This is a genomic window from Bacillus sp. P4_E1 (assembly GCF_056401715.1).
Map to the genome: position 1 here is coordinate 1 of NZ_JBFUIV010000032.1, position 21,687 is coordinate 21,687.

Sequence of the window (21,687 nt, forward strand, 5' to 3'; positions counted from 1 at the left end):
CAAAGTATATAGAATACTATAATCATAAAAGAATTAAGGCAAAATTAAAGGGTATGAGCCCGGTACAATACCGGGCTCATACCCTAGAGGCTGCCTAATGAAACGACCTGTCTAACTTTCGGGGGTCACTTCAAGTAGCTCATGACTTTTTCTATTAAATAACCTTTTTAAATAAGTTATATACTTTTTTTGAATTACCTTCATTTAATTGATAATAAGTAAGGTCTACGTCATCAGGAGTGTTTTGATGGGCAATCATAACTTCACTACTGTTGTTATCTACTATCCAAATTAAATATTGTTTATAAGTTCCATCTTGGAAAGTAATCCACATGTTACAATCTACTAAATCAGAACCTTCTTCATCTAGCGTTAAATCGCCTTTTTTTGCTGTATCCATACTGTTAATGAATGTTTTTAATTCATCTGTTTTTGTAAGGAAGATAGATTTTTTTGTCTTAAGCGACTCTACATGTATATCTTTTATTTCCTGTTTTCCTAAAAAAACAGGAGGTGCATTTGGGTCTCTTTGAGTTGAAATAATAGTAGCTTTCTTCTTTGGTTTACTTGCTGTATAGAGATCTTGAATAGATTTTCCAGAGTTTAAAAACCATACGGTTCCAAAAACAATCAATGCGCTACCTATCAATAAAATGATTTTCTTAATAGGGTATTCTCCTCTCTATGGCTTCATGTGAAGAGCTTTTCTATTAATATATGATAGGTAAGCGTAAAGTATTATAGTTGAACGTGGTTATGCTTCACGGTTTTTATAGGGCGATCAACGAGTAAATTGTAAGTAAGCCCTATTAATACGAGAAATCCACCGATAATTTTTCCGGTTGATAGTTCGTGTGACAGGAAGAAATCGATGATAGTCCCCGTAAACAATTGTCCGATAAAGATGAGTAACGTTAAATAAAATGCTGATATTTTAGGAGTAATATAGTTTGATAATGAGATGACGATAACGCCTACTAATCCGCCTAAGTATACAGCAATAGGTATGGATTGTAGCGTATGACTAGAAATATACAACGAATCTGAACTGAAAATTAAAAATAACATGGAGAAAAATAATCCAGTAATATAATTGAAAAATGTGCCTTCCCAATTTCCAATTTCCTTTGCTAAATTCGCGTTAATAATTCTAGCAACAACGATAGAAACACCAGCTAAAATAGCGATACAAATATATAACATTTTCTTACCTCCATTAATAAATTGTCATGACTATAATTCCAGAAGAGATGAATAATAATCCAATTAATTTTTTCTTATCAAACTTCGAAACTTTCATTCCTAATAAACCGAAATGATCAATAACTATGGAAGCGATGGATTGACCAAGTAAGCTTAATGCAATCGTAATAGAGGCACCAAGAGCAGAGAAACTTATATTATTAAAAAGAACAGTGAATACTCCAATTGCCCCAGCGCTATATAAAAAAAGTGGAATACCTTTATCAAAATGGAGTTTATTTTTGTTAAGGATTAAAACGAAAATAACTGCTATTAAACCGACAAGATGAATGACAACACTCGCTGTATAATTACCGATTATTTCAGATAAAATCCCATTCAATGGGAGCATAATGGCAATAAGCACACCAATAAAGACAGAAAAAAAGTTATACAATGTAATATCCCCTTTTTATATTTCATATTTGTAATGACTGTATCATGCTGAAATTGTGTATTACTATGACATATGTCATAGTGAAAGAAGAAAATTTTGTTTACAATTGGGATGAGTTGTAAAGGTGGGGGACTATGAAGAAAGTATGTAATTCTAATAAATTGGCAGAGTATATGAAACAAAATAATATTGATTCATTTTTTAGTAGTGATATGAAACCATATATGGAACTTATATTTTTTAAAAAGAATGAGTTCATTTGCAGAGAAAACGAAGAGATAGATTATTTATATTTCTTTGTTGAAGGAAAAGCGAAAGCGTTTAACACATTAAGTAACGGGAAATCGGTATTATTATGTTTTTATGATAGTTTGCAGTTACTAGGAGATGTGGAGTTAATTCATTCTCAAAAGACTGCTTCAAACGTACAAGTGATGGCAGATTCGTATTGTGTTGGGCTACCTTTAGGGAAAGTGAGAAACCAATTATTTCATGATGCGAAATTTTTGAGATGTATTTGCGGTTCTTTAGCCCATAAATTAAATCGACTTTCAAAAAATAGTACAATTAATTTACTGTATCCACTTGAAAATCGACTTGCGAGTTACATGTTAGCAGCAGGGGAACGGGCGGTTCAGCACGGAAATAGAATTGTGTTTAGTGGGAATTTAACGGAAATAGCTGAATTGTTAGGGACGAGTTATCGGCATTTATTACGTACATTAAATGTTTTTTGTGATAAAGAAATTATAAAGAAAAGCAATGGTTGTTTTGAAGTGATGAATGTAGATGTTTTGCGGGAATTGGCGGCGGATGTTTATAAATAGGAGGGTATTATAAATGATTACACCTATATTTAGAATTTTTGATATTGAAAAGGCTCAGTTATTTTACTTGAATTTTTTAGGGTTTAAACTGGATTGGGAACATCGGTATGAGGAAAATATGCCATTATATATGCAAATTTCGTTAAATGATACTGTAATACATCTATCTGAACATCATGGGGATGCTTCACCAGGCGGTGCAATTCGTGTGAAAATAGAGGATTTAAAAAGTTATTATGCTATTTTATCAAGTAAAGATTATGCGTATTCAAAACCTGATATAGAGAGAACACCTTGGGATATAATTGAATTAACTGTGATTGATCCGTTCTCAAATAGAATTACATTTTATGAGGGAAGGGTTTAGAAATTGAGGTGTTATAAATAATTTATCAAAGTAGGGGTTACAATGAAGAGAAAAATAGCGATGATTTCAGATATTAATGGGAATAGTCACGCTTTAAAGGCGGTATTAAAAGATATTCGAAATGATAATAAATTTAGGTGATAGTGTGTATGGGCCGTTAGATCCTTTGGGGACAATTGAAATATTAATGAGTAACGAGATGATACATATTAAGGGGAGTTTACTTTATAGTGAACTGCTCTTTTTTATTTTGGATAGATATTGAATTATAAAAAAATAAAATGTTATGATTATGGAAACGTATGAACATATGAACATGTATTCATGTGTTTGTGAGAAGGAGGAATTGGAATGAAAGATATAATTATCGTTGGAGCTGGTCAAGCTGGATTAACAATGGGATACTACTTGAAGCAGGAAGGATATAGTTTCTTATTACTTGAGGCGGGAAACCGAATTGGCGATTCTTGGAGAGACCGCTATGATTCTTTGCAGCTCTTCACACCAAGGGAATATAGTAGTTTACCAGGTATGATATTAAAAGGAGAAGGGAGTGGATTTCCATGTAAAGATGAAATTGCAATTTATTTAGAAGAATATGCAAGGTATTTTCAATTGCCGGTACAATTACAGACTCAAGTTTTAAAAATAAGAAAAGAGAAAGAAATATTTGAATTACACACTCCTACAGAAATTTTACAATCGAAAAAAGTTATTATCGCATCAGGTGGTTTTCAGCAACCATTCATCCCCTCATTTTCACAACATCTTTCATCACATATTTTTCAAATACATTCATCACAATATAAATCACCATTACAAATTCCAAAGGGAAAAGTACTTGTAGTAGGTGGTGGGAATTCAGGCATGCAAATAGCAGTAGAACTTGCAAAAACTCATGAAGTTACAATGGCTATAAGTCATCCGTTAACCTTTTTACCGTTATATCTTTTTAGAAAAAGCATTTTTAATTGGTTAGAAAAAATGGGTTTATTGTATGCCGAAATACATACAAAGAGAGGAAGGTGGTTTCAGAAGCGAAAGGATCCCATTTTTGGTTTTGAAGGTAAGGAACTTATTCGTAGTGGAGCAATAAAACTACAGGGAAAAGTGGTAAGTGCATCAGGAAATAATATTATGTTTCAGAATGGTGGCACGTATAGTGCACAAAGTATTATATGGTCAACTGGTTTTGTTCAAGATTATAAATGGATTGAAATAGAAAAGGCAGTGAATATGAATGGATTTCCTAATCATACAAAGGGAATGAGTCCAGTAAGAGGATTGTATTATATTGGGCTGCCGTGGCAATCTCAAAGGGGTTCTGCGCTTATTTGTGGTGTAGGAAAGGATGCGGTGTATTTGCTTTCTGAAATCAAAAAATAGATCAGTAGCAACAGCTACTGATCATCCATATGTACATGAATTAGGAGAGGTCAAACATTTCAAACGCTTATTAGCTTTAGTATAATAGATTTTCATGAAATAAAAAACTGAAAATTATAATTTTTTGTTGAGAAAGTTTTTTGTATCGAAATATATAAAAAAACGGGGATTTCTATTGAAAGAAAATATGATATTTATATTTTAGTAAATTATGATATAGTCTATATAAGATTCTTTTCCTTAAATTAGGTTTTTTGTATAGTAATTACATTCGCAGTTGGAAAGGAGAAAAAATTGTGAAGTTTGATGATCAACGTCTACTAGGAATACGATTAGGTTCTGTACTCATAACAGAAGAAAATCAATATTTAGTAATTAAGAAGAAAGATCATTATGCACTATTAAACATACATAATTTAGAATGCACACATGTCGAAGTGCAGTTAGAGCATATTGAAGAACTGCTGCATGAAGATTTCCAAGAAAGTATAACGGAAATTATCGCACCAGAACATATTAAAATTGTGGTGAAAAATGTTATATAAAGAAAGAAGCTGGGAGAATCAGCTTCTTTCTTTGTTTTATTTCGTTAATTATAAGGATAACATTTTTAAAATCTCACCAATAATCCCATCCTTTTGATGAACACCTAAATCCGAGTTCGTCATAATAACAGCGCCATTACCTCGGTATGGATTACATACCATCATACATTGAAATCCAACACCCCAGCCAAGTGAATGAATTTGTAAGTCTTCATTAGAATACTCTAGAAAAACACCTAACCCAGTCCATTTGGTGCATCCTTGAGGAGAAATCATATCTTGTACTGTTTTTTGAGAAAGTTCCAGTTTGCTATTTCCCTGTAAGGACTGAATGATTTCAATAATTAAAGTTGATAAGTCAGTTGGTGTTGTCCAAATGCCTGAAGCAGCTGCGAATGGATAAAATGGATACTTCTCATTTGTAACGGTGCCATCTTTATTATGTCCACAAGCAAATGTATCTAATTTATTTATATCTTCAGTAGGGAATACCGTACTATTCTTCAGTTGAAGTGGTTGAAAGATATATTCTTCAAGTAAAAGGTTGAACGATTTTCCAGTAATATCTTCAAGTAGTTGTTCGATAATACAAAAATTTGCGTCAGAGTAGTGGAATTGGCTTTCTGGTGCATAAGTTACTTCTATAGGTACTGGGCAATATAATGTTTTACCAGCAAGAAGTTCAGGGATTTTAGGTATTCCTTGTGCAAGTGTATAATGTTCAAAACTATTGGGAGGATCAATGATTCCAGATTGGTGACTTAATAAGTTTCGCAGCGTGACTTTTTTCTGTGAAGTAAATAGATTGGTAGGGATGTTCCAAGATGTGAGTCTATCATTTACGTCTTCATCTAAATGTACGATTCCTTGATCTGATAACGTTAGTACAAGCATTGAAGTGATGAATTTGCTAATAGAACAAGAATTGAATATGGAATTCGTAGTGACAGTTCTAGTTGTTCCAGATTCAAGTGTTCCGAAAGCAGTAGCTTCATCAAGTTTACCGTCACGTATAACGGCAAAGCTTAACCCTGCAACAGAATATTGGTTCATTTTCTCATATATATTGTTACTTTTTAAGTTCATAGTGACTCCTTTCTTTTAAAGACAGAATATTAACTTTATTATACAGTAGTAAATAGAGAGAAAAGGAAAACACTTCATCTTTTATCGATGAAGTGTTTTCTTAGTTTAAGTTAATTCGAAGTAAATGCTTTAAAAAATTTATCTCTGTACATGTACATAAGCCATGAGGCTGTTATAAAGGAAATAAAGATTTGTTTGTTTTTAATTGGTGCATTGAAAACAAGCCAACCAACTATATCAAATAACAAATGTAGTGCAATTGAAAGAACTACAAATTGTAGTAACGTCTTAAAAAATCTTTTCATAAAGTGTCCCCCTAAAATAAAAAGTTTTATCCCGCATTAACGGGCAGTAAAACTCCCACTGATTAAAGTTTCACTTTTTCAACAGTGTTGTATATTACTATTATACATTAAATGTTTCCTGTGGTAAAATTTACATAAGTTACTTAAATAAAACATATGAAAGCTAGTGAGGAGGAATAGTCATGGAATTTTGGATGATYATACCGATAGCGGTCTTTGGGTTTATTTATATCGTTGAAAAATTAAATAAAATCGAAAAGAAAACGGATGCGCGTTTAAAGCGGATGGAAGATAGATTACAGCTAATTACGAAAGAAATGGGAATTATAGATAGAGAACCCGAAATTAATAAAGAGTTGCGGCAGCTTATGGAAGAAGGAAAAACAGTTACGGCAGTTAAGAGAGTAAGAGAGGCTTTTGGGTTTTCCTTACTAGAAGCGAAGCAATATGTTGATAAATTATAAAAAAGATCATCCATTTGGGTGATCTTTTTTCACTGCACCATACGTGTATTTACATAAGCAGCTATTATAACGTGGCCAATTATAATGATAGGAAATACGATTTTTGCATTAGGGGTAGTGAAGACACTACCAATTGTGGCGATAACACCAGCGGTTAAATTATAAAGACCAACTATCTTCGATAACTTAAATTTATCTGACACACGGCGTTCATTGAAACCTGATAAGAGCCAAGTGTATTGTTTTACTCCGATGAAATAAGCTAGTGCAAATGAAATGATTGCTAGTATGAATAATGATGGGGAAGCGAAGAGAGTCATTGAAAACACCTCCGTTAATGGGCTATAAATAAATTATAGTATGAATGTTATAATTTAACAAAATACAATTTTGATTTTAAGTTTATTAAAAATGAGATATTTACGATGAAGGGAGATTATATATGAATATTTCGGAATTCCAGCAATATGTATCGAGTTTCAGTAAAGAAAAAGGATTTCAAGATACAACAATTGAAGAGCGTACGATGTATGTGATGGCGGAATTAGGTGAATTAGCGGAAGTTATATTAAAGCGTGATAAAATACAAGATTCGAAAAGAGAGATTGGTTTAGAAATGTTTGATGTAATTTGGAATGTATGTGATTTAGCAAACAAGTTAGAAATTGATTTAGAGAAGGCGTTTGAAGAAAAAATGATTATTAATAAAAAACGTGAATGGTAAAAGGAAAGTTAAAAAGCGCACAAAATTTTTTGCGCTTTTTATTAATGGTATGAAAAATATGTAAAAAAAGATGGAACAAACATTTGAGACGAATTGTCTAATATAGGTAATAACCATTTAATTTGAAAGAAAGGATTGATAAAAATGAAAAAGAATACATTATTAAAATTAGGGGTATGTGTTAGTTTACTAGGAACAATTCAATTTGTTAGCACAATTTCTTCTGTGAAAGCGGAACAAAAGCTAGAGCAAAAAGTAATAAAGAATGAGACAGGAACTATTTCAATTTCTCAGTTAAACAAAAATGTATGGGTTCATACTGAGTTAGGTTATTTTAATGGAGTAGCAGTTCCTTCGAACGGTCTAGTTCTTAACACTTCTAAAGGGTTAGTGCTTGTCGATTCTTCTTGGGATGATAAGTTAACGAAGGAACTAATAGAGATGGTAGAAAAGAAATTTAAGAAGCGCGTAACGGATGTTATTATTACACATGCGCATGCTGATCGAATTGGCGGAATTAAAACGTTGAAAGAAAGAGGCATTAAAGCGCATAGTACAGCATTAACTGCGGAACTAGCAAAGAAAAATGGATATGAAGAGCCACTTGGAGACTTACAAACAATTACGAATATGAAGTTTGGAAATATAAAAGTAGAAACGTTCTATCCAGGGAAAGGGCATACAGAAGATAATATTGTCGTATGGTTACCGCAATACAACATTTTAGCTGGAGGCTGTTTAGTGAAATCTGCGGAAGCTAAAGATTTAGGGAATGTTGCTGATGCATATGTAAATGAATGGTCCACATCGATTGAGAATGTGTTGAACCGATATGGAAATATGAACTTAGTAGTGCCTGGTCATGGAGAAGTAGGGGACAGAGGATTACTTTTACATACATTGGATTTGTTGAAATAAGAAACTGTGGGAATATAAAAGCGAGGAGAAATAATTTTCTCCTCGCTTTCTTCTAACTATATTTAAATGCGAAGCTATCAATTATGCCTGCATAAGTTACTGAGATTTTAATTCCAAGTATACAAATACCAGTACCGTCATAATTGCTATAACAACATAAGTAACATCAAGCATTATAAGTGTCTTTAAAGTTTCAGTCATCCTAATTCACCCCTGGTATGAAAATGTAACATAATCTCTTATCAATCAGTTAAGAGATTATAAAGATAACAATGTACATGAAATTTCTTAAGTAGTTTCTATATAAATATATCATATAAATAATGTAAACAATGTTAAGGTAGTGTAAATGTAATGTAAATAAAGCGATTCCCCATAAAATCTTTAATCAAAAAATTGATAGTGCTTCAAAATGAAAAAACGCTATTCTTTCTGTTGAATGATAGAAAGAATAGTGTTGTTGTATGCTTATTAGTTGCTAATAGTTCTCTAAATCAATTATCTAGCTATTTGAAGGCATCAACAAAGGTGTCCATTTTTCTGTATGTTTTTTTGATGTCAATAAAAATATTATGTCAACAATATGAACTGTCACAAATTTATATATATTATTGTGATTGATATCACATCCTTTTTTCCTAATGGGCATTATGCTTAATTTGTAATGAATGATTGGGAGAGGGTGGGATGATATGTTTTGTTATCAATGTGAACAAACGCCAACAGGCGGATGTAAAGTGATGGGTGTTTGTGGTAAGAATGAAACAATTGCAAGTTTACAAGATACGATTGTGTTTGGATTAAAAGGAATAGCGGCTTATCGTACGCATGCTGCGCAGCTAGGGTATACAGATGCATTTGTAGATGCTACAACTCAAGAAGCGCTATATATGACATTAACAAATTCTAACTTTAATGAACAAGAACATATTGATATGGCTATGAAAGTAGGGAAATCGGCTTTACGAGTAATGGAGTTATTAGATGAGGCACATACGAATCACTTTGGTGTTCCGGAGCCTGTTCAAATTACGCAGAACCATGTAGAAGGTAAGGCAATTGTAGTTACTGGTCATAATTTATTTGCATTAGAAGAGTTATTAAAGCAAACAGAAGGAAAAGAAATTAACATTTATACGCATTCTGAAATGCTACCAGCACACGGATATCCACAACTGAAAAAATATAAACATTTAAAAGGAAACATCGGTAAGGCATGGTATGATCAACGACGCCTTTTCGAAAAATTTACAGGTGCCATATTAGCTACAACGAACTGTGTTATGCCAATTAAAGGATCATACTCTGATCGATTCTTTTCATATGATATTGCAGGTTTAGAGGGTGTACAAAAAATTGAAAATGATGATTTTGCACCATTGATTCAAAAAGCGCTTGAACTTCCAGAAGTACATATGGAGTCGGATGAGCAGTTAGTAACAGGGTTTCATCATAATACAGTATTATCATTAGCTCCGGAAATTATTAATGCAGTAAAAGAAGGAAAGATTAAGCGTTTCTTTGTCATCGCAGGTTGTGATGCTCCGGGAAAAGGCGGAGAATATTATCGTGAATTAGCAACGTCACTTCCGCCAGAAACGGTTATTTTAACAACTTCTTGCGGGAAATTCCGTTTTAATGATGTGAGTTATGGTGTTGTGCCCGGTACGGAGATTCCACGTTACATTGACTTAGGACAATGTAATAATTCAATTTCTACAGTGAAAATAGCGGCCGCTTTAGCTGATGCTTTTCAATGTGAAGTGAATGAATTGCCAGTGAGTATTGTTCTATCATGGTTTGAACAAAAAGCGGTTGCCATTTTACTTGGGCTATTTAGTCTTGGTATTCAAGATATTCGCATTGGTCCAAAGGCACCTGAATTTATTTCACCTGGTGTGCTTGATGTATTACAAGAGACATTCGGTTTAAAACTAATTACAACCGCAGCAGAAGATATGAATATGATGTTATCGTAACAAAAAGGATGTCCTATATGTAGAGTTGACTTTATAAAGAATTTGTATGTATTCGCAAGCTCATGTATTAAATGCACAGGTGCATTAGTAGAAGAACAAAAAAATGATCCGTCTTTTTAATAAGGAGAGCTATCCACATTCATTAACTTCGGAATATTATAACGCCCAAAATAAAAATGCGGAATTTTTGTTTTGGGTATTTCCTTTTCTTAGCTGGATAGGTATGTGGTGAGATTTCTTAAGAAGAAAATAGGCAGTATCCAATAGATAATAGCGGATTTAAGAAAAAATTTAAAAATCGAGTTGACATTCTATCTACATAGTCATACAATGTAGTGGTAATGAGTAATACTGAATAGCGTAGTTTTTAAAAATATATTCAGTATCCAATAGGCAAAAGCGGATTTAAGAAAAAATTTAAAAATCGAGTTGACATTCCATCTACTTAGTCATACAATGTAGTTGTAATAAGTAATACTGAATAGTGAGGTTTCTCAAAAGCTATTCAGTAAAAATTAGCCTTAGTACTCTGTGATACTGAATATAAGTCAGACAGAATAGGGGGTAAAGGAGGATCAGAATATGGAAAATTTAACTGAAATGCTGAAAGGTTCGCTGGAAGGATGTGTTCTGGAAATCATTAGCCGCCGTGAAACTTATGGCTATGAGATTACCCGCCACCTGAATGAGCTTGGGTTTACTGAAGTCGTGGAAGGAACGGTCTATACCATCCTTGTGCGATTAGAGAAGAAAAAACTTGTGAATATTGAAAAGAAACCGTCAGACATGGGGCCGCCTCGCAAGTTTTATTCACTAAATGAGGATGGCCGTCAGGAACTTGAATTGTTTTGGAGAAAATGGGATTTTGTATCATCAAAAATTAACGTCTTGAAGTCAAACTAGCCTCATAAGATTAAATATTCGGCCGATATTTTGGGAGTTTCTTGTTCTGCTTTATAAAAAAGGAGGAAAAATAATATGTTGGAAATGTTCAAAAAATTAATTGGTGATAAAAAAGAGTACAAAATGATGATGGCACGTGTTGGAGCTCTGCCAGAGGACTATCAGTTTGTGTTTAAGAAAATTCAAAACTACATGTGGAATTTCTCAGCTGGTAACGGGATGGATATGCTACACATACAGTATGAACTAATCGATTTGTTTGAAGCCGGTGCGGCGGAAGGCAGACAAGTGCTAGAAATCACTGGGGAGGACGTGGCATCCTTTGCTGACGAACTAGTGGCAAACGCTAAAACTTATGTTTCCAAGTATCGTGAAGATTTGAATGAAAGTATCATGAAGCAATTGAGAAAAAAATAAATGCAACAGGTAATACCGACTGATTAGCTGGTTACAAATGTGAATTGACGCCACTGCTATTCAGTTATATTTTTAAATCAGTACTAAGTAATACAGATTATCAGTAATACTAAATAGAGGGTGTAGGCAGTCTATCTTTACAAAACATTTTTTAAGGAGGAAAAAAGCATGACCAATACAGCGATTTCTGTAAAAGGATTAAAAAAATCCTTTAAAGATAAGGAAGTGTTAAAAGGGGTAGATTTTGAAGTGCAGCGTGGCGAAATTTTCGCACTGCTGGGCTCAAATGGAGCGGGCAAGACGACGATAGTCAATATCCTCTCGACGCTGATGAAGCAAGATGGCGGCGAAGTAGGTATTTGTGGTTTTGACGTTCAGCGTCAACCGGATCATGTTCGTCAAAGTATCAGTCTGACAGGGCAGTTTGCAGCTTTAGACGGTATGCTCACGGGGAGAGAAAACTTGATAATGATTGCCAATTTGCGTGGAGTTTCTAGTCCTGCTCAAGTCGCTGATAATTTGCTTGCAAGATTCAGCCTGACTGATGCAGCCAACCAGAGGGCAGACCAGTACTCAGGTGGGATGAAGCGCCGGCTTGATATCGCGATGAGTTTGATTGGGACGCCAGCAGTCATTTTTCTCGATGAACCGACGACAGGGCTTGACCCCGAAGCGCGGATTGAAGTGTGGGATACCGTCAAGGAACTTGCCGGCGGCGGCACAACCATCTTGCTCACGACCCAGTATCTCGAGGAAGCCGAACAACTGGCGGACCGTATCGCTATCTTGCATGGCGGAAAAATTATTACGACTGGTACTCTTACAGAACTTAAAGAGATGTTCCCGCCAACAAAAGTGGAGTATATCGAGAAGCAGCCGACATTGGAAGAAATTTTCCTTGCGATCATTGGCAAAAAGGAGGAGATGTAAATGAAGAGCAAAACAGGGGTATTATTAGGGCGTTTAATGCGCAACATTATGCGCAGTCCGGATACAATTATTACGGTAGCGATTACGCCGATTATGATGATGCTGTTGTTTGTCTACGTATTTGGCGGCGCCATAAAGACAGGAACGGATAACTACGTCAATTATTTATTGCCGGGAATCTTGCTGATGGCTATCGCATCCGGTGTCGCTTACACTTCCGTACGGTTGTTTACGGATGTAAAGAGCGGGCTGATGGCACGTTTCATTACTATGCCTATCAAGCGTTCGTCGGTATTATGGGCTCACGTATTAACATCACTTGTTGCTAATGTGCTTACTATCGTGGTGGTTATTCTTGTTGCGCTCTTAATGGGCTTCCGTTCCAGTGCTAATATTCTGGATTGGCTCGCGGTAGCTGGAATACTCGGGATGTTTACGCTGGCGCTGACATGGTTGGCTATCATTCCTGGGTTGACAGCGAAGTCTATGGAAGGGGCGACAGCCTACTCGTACCCACTAATTTTTCTGCCCTTTATTAGTTCGGCCTTTGTTCCTACCGAAACTATGCCAAAAATTGTTCGTGCGTTCGCTGAAAACCAGCCTGTGACTTCAATCGTAAATGCGATTCGTGCCCTCTTATATGAAGGGACTGTTGGCAACGATATTTGGATTGCACTTGCTTGGTGTGTGGGCATTATGGTTATCGCTTACTTCTTCGCCGGCAAAGCATTTAAACGTCAGTTAGGGTAACACCACCAGTTCGGTGCACAATGACAACTAAACCTTCTGGAATAATATATATATGGGAAAATGGATTTAAATCACATTAATCTTAGTTATTGCTATAATTGTTAGTATTCTTACTGGTTATGCAGTTGGTACGTAAGTAGGCTCAGACGTTGAGAAAAAGCAGACTGAGAGAGTTAAAAGGGAAGAGATAATATTTTGACCTCAATTCTAATTGCCATATAATAAATGCAATTTTTATACATGAAAAGCCCACCTATTTCCGTAGGTGGGCTATATCTTTACTACACAATTCGAAAGTATACTCTCTTTTTCTAAATATGTAATTATGCATATTTAGAAAAAACTACACTTAATAAATATTACATATAGTAAATGGAAACTTATGGTGTAATTCTTTTAACAGGCTCAACATGATAACCATTATATAAGGTGCGTAGGCTCCTTTGGAAAAGTTCTTCTTTTCTGAAAAATGAATATTAATTCGTTATATGTAATAAAAATTCATGGGAATAATTTTATGTTTTCTAAATTTATTCCTTTACATCAATGTGTATTATTTATTACAACAGCTTCATGTCAAAGATAAGATGTGAAAGCAAAGGGAAATATAAGTATCTTTATAACGAGTTCCTAATATAATCAATGTGTTAACGAAAGGAACTCTGTATTATGTTTATTTTTCTATTAACTAATACAGCTTCAAAAAATAGACACAATTGCTACATACCAATTGTAATTTATTATCTATTCATAATTCTGTTTATTCTGTCTTTCTAAAAATAAAAAAATATTAGACTCGCAAATATAAACGTTATAATGAGGGCGTCGAGAGGTAACCGATTACCTACGAAGAAAATATCAAACATTTTAAAATTGGACAGACTGAAACGATTAATTACAGAAAGGTGTGTGACCAGAAGGGGGATTTCTTCAAAATAGTTTAGCAGCAGCGGATATCGTATTAGCTGGTGTAAACAATATCATCAATGGTAAGTATAGGGTTGGAGGATAAATGCCTCGCACATTAAGAGAGACAGCTTTAGGTGGAATCGTTTACAATATGGTGCATCAAGTAAGCGGTTCATTTTTTAAGAATGGTCTATATTCTTAAGCCTAAAAAGAGACGTAAAAATAGGATACAAGGGGGATTTATTATATGAATGGGAATACTGCAAAAAAAATAGAATTTCAAGCTGAAAATACTGCAGTGAAAAATGAGAAATATCTAGATCCTAAAAAGTGGCATAAACAAGATACTACCTGGGCATTGAGCCTTTTTGGAACAGCAATTGGAGCAGGGGTGCTCTTTTTACCGATTAATGCAGGTTCAGGTGGTTTATTATCATTACTACTAATTACATTGCTTGCATATCCAGTTATGTATTACTCACATAGGGCACTTGCTAAAATGATTTACACTTCTAATTCTGCTGATGAGGGGATTACAGGCACAATAAGAGAGTATTTCGGAAATAAGGCAAGTATCATTTTTAACATCGTATATTTCGGCTCAATTTATACAATCGTATTGATGTATTCGGTTGCGCTTACAAATACCGCAAGTAGTTTTATCGTGCATCAATTGCACATGCCGGAGCCTCCAAGGGCCATTTTATCTCTTGTATTAGTGCTCGGCCTTATTGCTATACTAAATTTTGGTCAAGATATTACTGTGAAAATCATGAGTATGCTCGTATATCCTTTCATAGCTTCTCTACTTTTCATCGCAATATCTTTAATTCCACAGTGGAATACGTCAATGCTTAGCTTTTCAAGTGTTTCTACTGCTTCAACAGGAACAGGATATTTTGGAACGATATTAATGATTTTACCAATCATCGTATTCTCATTTAATCATTCACCTATGATTTCATCATTTGTTGTGAAACAGAAGGCTACGTATGGAATAGAAGCTACTGATGCTAAATGTGCACAAATACAAAAAGTTTGTTATATCATGACATTCGTTGTAGTTATGTTCTTCGTTTGGAGTAGTACACTGAGTTTGACTCCAGAGGATTTAAAAATGGCAAAAGAGCAAAACTTATCAATTCTTTCATATCTTGCTAATGAGCTTAATTCGCCTGTAATCACTATTGCAGCTCCAATCATTGCTTTTGTGGCTATTACAAAGTCTTTCCTTGGCCATTATATAGGAGCATTTGAGGTAATGCGTGACGTGATTATGAAGTTCGGTAAAACACGTGGAAAAGTTATTGAAGAAAAAACAATTAAGACAATGATCCTTACTTTTGTTGTATTAACATGCTGGTTTGTCGCTTATACAAATCCAAGTATTCTTGGAATTATTGATTCTCTGAGCGGTCCATTAGTTGCTGCTATCTTATGTCTATTACCGATGTATGCGATTAGTAAAGTACCAGTACTAGCTAAATACAAAGGGAAAATGAGCAATGTATTTGTTATTGTTGTAGGTATACTTACTGTCCTAGCAAGTATTAAGTCATTATTCTAATTCGCTATTGTTAGTTCAAGTGCTAAAATAGTGGGATATGAAAAAAGAATGAAAGCGATTATGGATAAGATAAGTCCATATTCGAATTTTAAACAAGCTGTTTTATGAGGGTTAAACTCTAATATAAAAAGACATGAACAAAGATTAGTTCATGTCTTTTTTTGTGTTGGCGTTATTCTTAGAAGAGCGTTTAAAGTAGCGGTAGCGAATAAAATGTTTTTACTAGGTATTTAAATAGAGGTAACTGGCATCTAGTCAAAATCAATATTATTTTGGGTTTAACTGGTCACTACTTATGGGCAGTATAAACATAATCTCTCTTTTAAACCTTCTAACACTTCTTCAGGCACTTCCCTAATTTTGATATCTTTACCTAGGAAAAGTATCCAATTCGTTATTTCTGTTAATTCATCGGGATTGTTAACATTGATAAAAGTTTTTAGAATGGCTGTGGATTGGTAAGGATTTGTATAGGAAATAGAAATTTTTAAAGGATGGTATTTTTTGAACTGGGCAATCGCTTTTGGACCAAGTTCAAGTACAAGGTTGAGTGCTTCGTCCTTCTTACTTAGTTTTTCTAAAATCTTTTTCTTACTTAATCTCTTTTTCGTCGTATAGGGTTCGGCATTAATGAGATGATCGACAAGAAACATCTTCTTTTTTTCTTCTTTTATGTCAAAGCCTTCAATTATCCAATGGCTTTTTTCTTGATAAAGGTGTAGTAGATAAATTGGATAAGACTTGAATTCCTCCTCTTCTTTTACGGTAATCAATAAATGGCTATCCAAAAGAAGGATTTGGATGAGTTTTTCTAACATAGGATGGGGGAGGTCAGAAAGCTCAAGTAGGTCGGGATTATGGGGGTTAGTCCCTTCAAAAAGCAAGATTTGATTTAAAAGAACAAGGTCATCTTGCTGGATTTCTGAGATGAGTCCTAGTAGTTTTTCGGCTAAAGACTGACGACTCTTTAGATAGGGAAGTTGTTGATTTCTTGTGGCCATAAAGGCAATAAAAAGAGCTTTGACCTCATTATCAGTAAAGCGAACAACGGGCAGGATAGAGTTATGCATGACAAAATATCCCCCATCCCTTCCAACTTCAGCGACGAGCGGCATCCCCATGGCTTCAATTTCTCTAATGTCTCTAATAGCTGTCGATCGTGAGATGTTAAATTCTCGTATGATTTCAGAAATTGTAAAGTGGGAGCGGTTGTTGATGTACCGCATGATGGTATTAATCCGTTCAACTTTTTTCATGTTGTTCTCCTAAACAGTATCATTTTTTGACATGATTTAAAGATATTATAAACTCATCAAGTGAAAAGATAAATCGTTTGATTAATTTAAAAGTGAGGAAGGTTTTAAATATGAAAAATTATACAATAGAAGAAAAAGATAGCTTTATCGTGTTAGGTATTGGAACTGAACTTAAGAGCCACTATACAGACTTTGCGGGCATAAACAAGGAAAAGGCAGACTTTTGGCTGGCCGTCGAACAAGATGGAAGGTTGGACACTTTAAAAGCTTTAGCTACAAATGATTACATTTTTTCTGTGAGTGAAGCGGTGAATAACAAGATGATGTATTACGCTGGTGTCATGACAGAGGCAACGATACAAGAAGAATCTAGAGTTATCCAGTTTCCGAGGGGAGAATACCTAGTAGTTAAAGGGGAAGGCAATACAGCTGAGGAGCTAAGTAATAAGCTTACTGGTATTGCATTTGGTCAAGCATTAGCAGAAGAAAAAGATTTTGCCTATGTTGGTGGGCCAAATACAACAGTTGAGATGGGGCAGCGAAACGGCTTAGTATTTGGTGAAATATGGATTCCAGTTGTTAGGAAGTAAAGTGTTAAAAGGAGAGATGGAATTGTCCGATATAGTTGATTTTAAAAACGTAACTACAGCTGGCATGGAGTCTTCACCTGTAGCAGAAGCGCTTGCTGGTTTACGTGCCCATGAAGCACGTTACTTTATGAATAAATACAAGCATGAATTTACGGTTGTACCAGCTAGTGAAAGCGAGAAGACTCTTGATTATGTGAACCGCATTTTGAAAGAAGAACGTGATATTGAGTTTGCGGCAAAACCTTTAGAAACATCGTGTTTTCAAGTGGAAAATATTAAATTTGCCTATGTCTTCTATGAGGATGGTCTTGCAGTCAACGTCATGTATACGTTGGATAACCCAAAGAAGCGGGCCGTTGGATTTAAGCTTTCTGAGGGAATGGAGATACCAACGGAGTTAGTAGAGAAGTTTAAGTTTGCTAGACAGAAGTCTAAACTTGCTGGAACAATTCGAGGTTCGTTTTTTGTAATTAAAGGAGAATATATTGCAAGTTGAAGAATCAGTCATTTGTTGTATTGAGTTATTCTTTTAAAAGGCGCGATTAAGGCTAACAATCTTGAATTGTTAGCCTTTTTTTACATAAGTATAATATTCATAGTCTGCTACACACTACGTTCAGATAAAATAAAACGAAAGGAAATTACTGTAGAGTGGTGGTGGTGTGAGCAAAAAAAGGCTATTTGAGTTATTCTTAGTAACTTTTACTTTACTGTTCCTTCATGTAAGCACATTTACCAATGAAAAATTGACCGATAAATTTGGTAACTTTACCTTCTTTGTTGTATTTCTCATGTTTTATATCAACGTTGCATTTATAAAGCAGTATTTTGATGATATACAAAAGTGGATTCGAAATATCATATTTCTTCTTGCCCTGTTAGTAGTAACTTTAATATCACTATGGATAGGTTACTTTTAAAGCTTTGTGATTAAGGAAATTTTGTTTTGTTATCTTTCCTTAACAACAAACAAGACGCCAACCGGATCATGGTAGCGCCTACTATAATTACTATTGGTTTAATCATTAACAAGTATATCTGGACCCTTTTTCAACATATACGAGAAACCCGAAATAAATACGATACTAAATATAATAATAGAAGACCACATATTAAAATGAAATTCTTTACCTACAACTAAATAGTAGATGTTATGGACCAAGAAATTAGCACCTATGATAATCCCACCTAACATTGAACTAATTACAAGACTGAGTAAATAAAATTTGAGCTTCTGAAACATTTCCTCTCTACTCCTTTTCTAAAATCAACTTTATTCAGGATGTTTTAGGAAATTATACCATTTATTTTTCTAATATTCTTAAATCTATAATATATTTAAGGTTATTTTAAGAGAAGAAGAATTGCCTACCAAAATGTCCATTTCGAGGTTTCACCAATATGCCCATCAAGCTAATGAAACTAGTACCCCAAAAACAAAAAATGTATATTTTTATCTGGAGATGCCAATTTTCTCGTTTTGGGGATACTATAAAATTTTAGGTTGATAGCCATGTGGTCCCGCCACATTGCCATCAAGTTAAGAAACTCATTGTTCCCCAAAAATGAAAAAATGAACTACAATTGTTTACTGAGAAATTCCCCCGACATATGTCATCACATATCTTGGATAAATTAGCTAGAGAAATAGGATTTGTTCAACAGGAAAATAAATATTAGCATCTTTCTTCCAAGAACAAATAAAAGAAAGCGTTGATTCTTATCTTCATTATCCAGGAATATACTCAGGCGGCCAAGAAAATATTTAGTGTAATAGTTACTCGAAAGAATAACTGAAAAATAACATACGAGGAGATGGAAGAAATGAAAAACGAAAGAATTCAACAATTACAAGAAAATTGGGAGTTAGATAAACGTTGGAAAGGGGTAAAACGCCCGTATTGTGCCGAAGATGTTATTCGTCTTCGAGGATCTATCGATATTGAACATACACTAGCACGCCACGGTGCAGAGAAACTTTGGCAATCGCTTCATATAGAAGACTACATCAATGCGCTTGGTGCATTAACAGGAAATCAAGCAATGCAGCAAGTGAAAGCAGGCTTAAAAGCAATTTGTGTAAGTGGTTGGCAAGTAGCTGCTGATGCCAATTTAGCTGGACATATGTATCCAGACCAAAGTTTATATCCAGTGAATAGTGTGCCCTCTGTTGTAAAAAGAATCAATCAAACGTTGCAACGTGCTGATCAAATTCAGCATATGGAAGGTGGCAGTGATATAGATTATTTCGTACCAATTGTTGCAGATGCAGAAGCTGGTTTTGGTGGGCAATTAAACGTATTTGAATTAATGAAAGGAATGATTGAAGCAGGTGCAGCAGGTGTACATTTTGAAGATCAGTTGTCTTCAGAAAAGAAATGCGGACATTTAGGTGGAAAAGTATTATTACCGACACAAACGGCGGTACGTAATTTAATTTCTGCTCGTTTAGCTGCGGATGTTATGGGCGTGCCGACAGTAATCGTGGCAAGAACAGATGCAGATGCAGCAGATTTAATTACGAGCGACATTGATCCAATTGATCAAGAATTTATTACAGGAGAAAGAACAACGGAAGGTTTTTATCGTACAAAAGCGGGGCTCAATCAAGCAATTGCACGTGGCCTAGCATATGCACCGTACGCAGATCTTATTTGGTGTGAAACGTCTGAACCAAATTTAGAAGATGCGAAGCTTTTTGCAGAAGCAATTCATGAGAGATACCCAGGAAAGTTACTCGCATATAACTGTTCACCGTCGTTTAATTGGAAACAAAAATTAAATCAAAAAACAATTGAAAACTTTCAAAAAGAAATGGCATCATATGGTTACAAACTCCAATTTGTAACACTTGCAGGATTCCATTCGTTAAACCACAGTATGTTCGAATTAGCACGCGGCTATAAAGAACGTGGTATGGCAGCGTATTCTGAATTACAACAGGCCGAATTTGCAGCAGAAGAGCATGGTTATTCTGCTATGCGTCATCAACGAGAAGTCGGAACAGGTTACTTTGACGAAGTAGCACAAGTGATTACGGGTGGAACTTCATCTACGACAGCGCTGAAAGGTTCTACGGAAGAATTGCAGTTTAAAGATAATTAATTCAGTTATTGTGGAGAAAGTCCTAAATAACATTGGCATTTTGAACAAAAATTGCATGAGAAACACATATATATAATATTCAATTTATTTCGAATTTTATCAATATGGTTGTTGCATTTTTAAATTATAATATAAGTAACTCTTTTTATTGCTATATATCTGTCATTTCTTGTTACAGAATCCTTATACTAAGGATTCTGTTTTTTTGCATTAAATTTCTACAAACAAAAAAGATAAGGTCGGAGAATTTAATCTTATCTTTAGTACAAGGAGTAAACATAAGGGATAATCATCATATTTTTATCACGCTTTATAGTTTGAATTTTGAATATTTAAACTATAAATAACAAGTATATCTATATTGAGAAATTTATTGCAAATTTAGTTGTAAATGTTTCAAATTAGAAAAGTTTAGCTCCTCACTTCACCCCAGCCAAAAACCTTACACCCAAAAACGAAGGGTAACTCAATTATCAAACTCATATTAAGTTTCAATCTTGCCTAAGCACCCATTAGGATATACAACTGATCATCTATTTTTCTTTACATAATCTCCAGATACAGTCCATATCAACTATAGATTCTTGTCTTATGCTAAATGTAGTTCCAAACAAAACAAGGAGGTAATGAAAAATGATTAAAACATTATTAGCAGGAGCACTTTTAAGTACAGGATTGGTAGCGGGGGGTGCAGTAGGTGCAGATGATGCGAAAATGGACAATTTAAAATCAAATGAAGATAGTTCAAATCAAGTAATTACACGGAGTGCAGATGGAACAACGTCTTTCTCACAAAACTTTGATGTACCTAAAGATGCAGTGCCAGCAACTCCTAAAGGAGATGCAAAAACTGTTGAAAGAACAGAAGGTACAGGTTCTCAAGAAGGAAAAATGGTACCAACAAAAGAAGGAAATTAAATACTATATAGTTATAACGAAGAGCATCCAAAAAGTGGTGCTCTTTTTATATTATAGGGATCAACTGGTTTTATTCAATATAGAATTGTAGTGGGAATTCAA

26 protein-coding genes and 3 pseudogenes are annotated in these 21,687 nt (G+C 34.5%); 21 read left to right on the plus strand and 8 right to left on the minus strand.

All coding sequences use genetic code 11. From position 1 onward, the window contains the following. Positions 1 to 98, plus strand: a 98-nt coding sequence (locus AC1DS7_RS26965; RefSeq protein ID WP_161512297.1) for an IS3 family transposase, incomplete at its 5' end; no start/stop codon positions are given. A 56-nt stretch (positions 99 to 154) separates the two neighbouring features. Here the strand turns inward: AC1DS7_RS26965 and AC1DS7_RS26970 are convergent. The 3 genes from AC1DS7_RS26970 to AC1DS7_RS26980 all read right to left on the minus strand — a co-directional run bounded on the left by AC1DS7_RS26970 (position 155) and on the right by AC1DS7_RS26980 (position 1,639). Next, positions 155 to 634, minus strand: coding sequence for a hypothetical protein (locus tag AC1DS7_RS26970; protein WP_002128384.1), 480 nt, complete (start codon positions 632 to 634; stop codon positions 155 to 157). A 104-nt stretch (positions 635 to 738) separates the two neighbouring features. Then, entirely contained in the window at positions 739 to 1,203 is a 465-nt protein-coding gene (locus AC1DS7_RS26975; RefSeq protein WP_016100928.1) for a DMT family transporter, read from the minus strand. A 13-nt stretch (positions 1,204 to 1,216) separates the two neighbouring features. Beyond that, positions 1,217 to 1,639: a DMT family transporter gene (locus AC1DS7_RS26980; protein ID WP_016100929.1), complete on the minus strand. Its 423-nt coding sequence runs from the start codon at positions 1,637 to 1,639 to the stop codon at positions 1,217 to 1,219. Between the two features lie 134 nt (positions 1,640 to 1,773). Between AC1DS7_RS26980 and yeiL the strand changes: the two genes are divergently transcribed. The 5 genes and pseudogenes from yeiL to AC1DS7_RS27005 all read left to right on the plus strand — a co-directional run bounded on the left by yeiL (position 1,774) and on the right by AC1DS7_RS27005 (position 4,764). Continuing rightward, a complete protein-coding gene (gene yeiL, locus AC1DS7_RS26985; RefSeq protein ID WP_002165330.1) occupies positions 1,774 to 2,466 on the plus strand; it encodes a transcriptional regulator YeiL in 693 nt (230 codons plus the stop codon). Positions 2,467 to 2,479: 13 nt separating this feature from the next. Beyond that, positions 2,480 to 2,833: a glyoxalase superfamily protein gene (locus AC1DS7_RS26990; protein ID WP_476999320.1), complete on the plus strand. Its 354-nt coding sequence runs from the start codon at positions 2,480 to 2,482 to the stop codon at positions 2,831 to 2,833. 42 nt (positions 2,834 to 2,875) lie between these two features. Then, positions 2,876 to 3,053 (plus strand): annotated as a pseudogene (locus tag AC1DS7_RS26995) (metallophosphoesterase family protein); the annotation flags it as partial. A gap of 131 nt (positions 3,054 to 3,184) precedes the next feature. Then, positions 3,185 to 4,219 (plus strand): flavin-containing monooxygenase, encoded by a 1,035-nt coding sequence (locus AC1DS7_RS27000; RefSeq protein ID WP_002087604.1) that lies wholly within the window; start codon positions 3,185 to 3,187, stop codon positions 4,217 to 4,219. Positions 4,220 to 4,515: 296 nt separating this feature from the next. After that, positions 4,516 to 4,764: a hypothetical protein gene (locus AC1DS7_RS27005; protein WP_002087603.1), complete on the plus strand. Its 249-nt coding sequence runs from the start codon at positions 4,516 to 4,518 to the stop codon at positions 4,762 to 4,764. A 48-nt stretch (positions 4,765 to 4,812) separates the two neighbouring features. On the opposite strand, the gene AC1DS7_RS27010 is transcribed toward AC1DS7_RS27005, so the two are convergent. Both AC1DS7_RS27010 and AC1DS7_RS27015 read right to left on the minus strand, forming a co-directional pair. Beyond that, positions 4,813 to 5,850, minus strand: a complete 1,038-nt coding sequence (locus AC1DS7_RS27010) for a serine hydrolase domain-containing protein (protein ID WP_016100931.1) — start codon at positions 5,848 to 5,850, stop codon at positions 4,813 to 4,815. Between the two features lie 110 nt (positions 5,851 to 5,960). Continuing rightward, positions 5,961 to 6,155 carry a hypothetical protein gene (locus tag AC1DS7_RS27015; RefSeq protein ID WP_002087600.1) on the minus strand — a complete coding sequence of 65 codons (195 nt, stop codon included), beginning with the start codon at positions 6,153 to 6,155 and terminating at the stop codon, positions 5,961 to 5,963. Between the two features lie 182 nt (positions 6,156 to 6,337). Between AC1DS7_RS27015 and AC1DS7_RS27020 the strand changes: the two genes are divergently transcribed. Next, positions 6,338 to 6,619: a hypothetical protein gene (locus AC1DS7_RS27020; RefSeq protein ID WP_000397708.1), complete on the plus strand. Its 282-nt coding sequence runs from the start codon at positions 6,338 to 6,340 to the stop codon at positions 6,617 to 6,619. Positions 6,620 to 6,648: 29 nt separating this feature from the next. On the opposite strand, the gene AC1DS7_RS27025 is transcribed toward AC1DS7_RS27020, so the two are convergent. Next, positions 6,649 to 6,939 (minus strand): DUF3784 domain-containing protein, encoded by a 291-nt coding sequence (locus AC1DS7_RS27025; RefSeq protein ID WP_016100932.1) that lies wholly within the window; start codon positions 6,937 to 6,939, stop codon positions 6,649 to 6,651. A 122-nt stretch (positions 6,940 to 7,061) separates the two neighbouring features. Here AC1DS7_RS27025 and AC1DS7_RS27030 point away from each other — a divergent pair, with 122 nt between their 5' ends. The 9 genes and pseudogenes from AC1DS7_RS27030 to AC1DS7_RS27070 all read left to right on the plus strand — a co-directional run bounded on the left by AC1DS7_RS27030 (position 7,062) and on the right by AC1DS7_RS27070 (position 15,716). Beyond that, positions 7,062 to 7,343, plus strand: coding sequence for a MazG nucleotide pyrophosphohydrolase domain-containing protein (locus AC1DS7_RS27030; RefSeq protein WP_016100933.1), 282 nt, complete (start codon positions 7,062 to 7,064; stop codon positions 7,341 to 7,343). Positions 7,344 to 7,487: 144 nt separating this feature from the next. After that, positions 7,488 to 8,261: a BcII family subclass B1 metallo-beta-lactamase gene (gene bla2, locus AC1DS7_RS27035; protein WP_016100934.1), complete on the plus strand. Its 774-nt coding sequence runs from the start codon at positions 7,488 to 7,490 to the stop codon at positions 8,259 to 8,261. 692 nt (positions 8,262 to 8,953) lie between these two features. After that, positions 8,954 to 10,240, plus strand: a complete 1,287-nt coding sequence (gene hcp, locus AC1DS7_RS27040; RefSeq protein WP_002137545.1) for a hydroxylamine reductase — start codon at positions 8,954 to 8,956, stop codon at positions 10,238 to 10,240. 582 nt (positions 10,241 to 10,822) lie between these two features. After that, complete coding sequence (locus AC1DS7_RS27045; protein WP_002128372.1) at positions 10,823 to 11,143, plus strand: PadR family transcriptional regulator; 321 nt, start codon at positions 10,823 to 10,825, stop codon at positions 11,141 to 11,143. A 75-nt stretch (positions 11,144 to 11,218) separates the two neighbouring features. Continuing rightward, positions 11,219 to 11,560 carry a DUF1048 domain-containing protein gene (locus tag AC1DS7_RS27050; RefSeq protein ID WP_002014108.1) on the plus strand — a complete coding sequence of 114 codons (342 nt, stop codon included), beginning with the start codon at positions 11,219 to 11,221 and terminating at the stop codon, positions 11,558 to 11,560. A 168-nt stretch (positions 11,561 to 11,728) separates the two neighbouring features. Further along, positions 11,729 to 12,490, plus strand: coding sequence for an ABC transporter ATP-binding protein (locus AC1DS7_RS27055; protein WP_016100935.1), 762 nt, complete (start codon positions 11,729 to 11,731; stop codon positions 12,488 to 12,490). Next, a complete protein-coding gene (locus AC1DS7_RS27060; RefSeq protein ID WP_002014105.1) occupies positions 12,491 to 13,240 on the plus strand; it encodes an ABC transporter permease in 750 nt (249 codons plus the stop codon). Positions 13,241 to 14,095: 855 nt separating this feature from the next. After that, a pseudogene (locus AC1DS7_RS27065) lies at positions 14,096 to 14,249 on the plus strand (L-serine ammonia-lyase, iron-sulfur-dependent, subunit alpha); the annotation flags it as partial. 147 nt (positions 14,250 to 14,396) lie between these two features. Continuing rightward, positions 14,397 to 15,716: an aromatic amino acid transport family protein gene (locus AC1DS7_RS27070; protein ID WP_016100936.1), complete on the plus strand. Its 1,320-nt coding sequence runs from the start codon at positions 14,397 to 14,399 to the stop codon at positions 15,714 to 15,716. 293 nt (positions 15,717 to 16,009) lie between these two features. Here AC1DS7_RS27070 and AC1DS7_RS27075 read toward each other — a convergent pair whose 3' ends face one another. Further along, entirely contained in the window at positions 16,010 to 16,972 is a 963-nt protein-coding gene (locus AC1DS7_RS27075) for a helix-turn-helix transcriptional regulator (protein ID WP_063217440.1), read from the minus strand. Positions 16,973 to 17,082: 110 nt separating this feature from the next. Between AC1DS7_RS27075 and AC1DS7_RS27080 the strand changes: the two genes are divergently transcribed. The 3 genes from AC1DS7_RS27080 (at position 17,083) to AC1DS7_RS27090 (ending at position 18,482) form a co-directional block, all read left to right on the plus strand. Further along, complete coding sequence (locus tag AC1DS7_RS27080; RefSeq protein ID WP_002167907.1) at positions 17,083 to 17,562, plus strand: GyrI-like domain-containing protein; 480 nt, start codon at positions 17,083 to 17,085, stop codon at positions 17,560 to 17,562. Further along, complete coding sequence (locus AC1DS7_RS27085) at positions 17,549 to 18,058, plus strand: phage tail protein (protein ID WP_078176688.1); 510 nt, start codon at positions 17,549 to 17,551, stop codon at positions 18,056 to 18,058. The genes AC1DS7_RS27080 and AC1DS7_RS27085 overlap by 14 nt, the downstream gene beginning before the upstream one ends. Before the next feature lie 166 nt (positions 18,059 to 18,224). Further along, positions 18,225 to 18,482, plus strand: a complete 258-nt coding sequence (locus AC1DS7_RS27090) for a DUF3963 domain-containing protein (protein ID WP_033715020.1) — start codon at positions 18,225 to 18,227, stop codon at positions 18,480 to 18,482. 98 nt (positions 18,483 to 18,580) lie between these two features. Here AC1DS7_RS27090 and AC1DS7_RS27095 read toward each other — a convergent pair whose 3' ends face one another. After that, positions 18,581 to 18,805: a hypothetical protein gene (locus AC1DS7_RS27095; RefSeq protein WP_002190252.1), complete on the minus strand. Its 225-nt coding sequence runs from the start codon at positions 18,803 to 18,805 to the stop codon at positions 18,581 to 18,583. A gap of 581 nt (positions 18,806 to 19,386) precedes the next feature. On the opposite strand from AC1DS7_RS27095, the gene aceA reads away from it, so the two are divergent. Then, positions 19,387 to 20,667 (plus strand): isocitrate lyase, encoded by a 1,281-nt coding sequence (gene aceA / locus AC1DS7_RS27100; RefSeq protein WP_016100939.1) that lies wholly within the window; start codon positions 19,387 to 19,389, stop codon positions 20,665 to 20,667. A 633-nt stretch (positions 20,668 to 21,300) separates the two neighbouring features. Further along, positions 21,301 to 21,579 (plus strand): annotated as a pseudogene (locus AC1DS7_RS27105) (hypothetical protein); the annotation flags it as partial. Positions 21,580 to 21,687 lie beyond the last annotated feature (108 nt).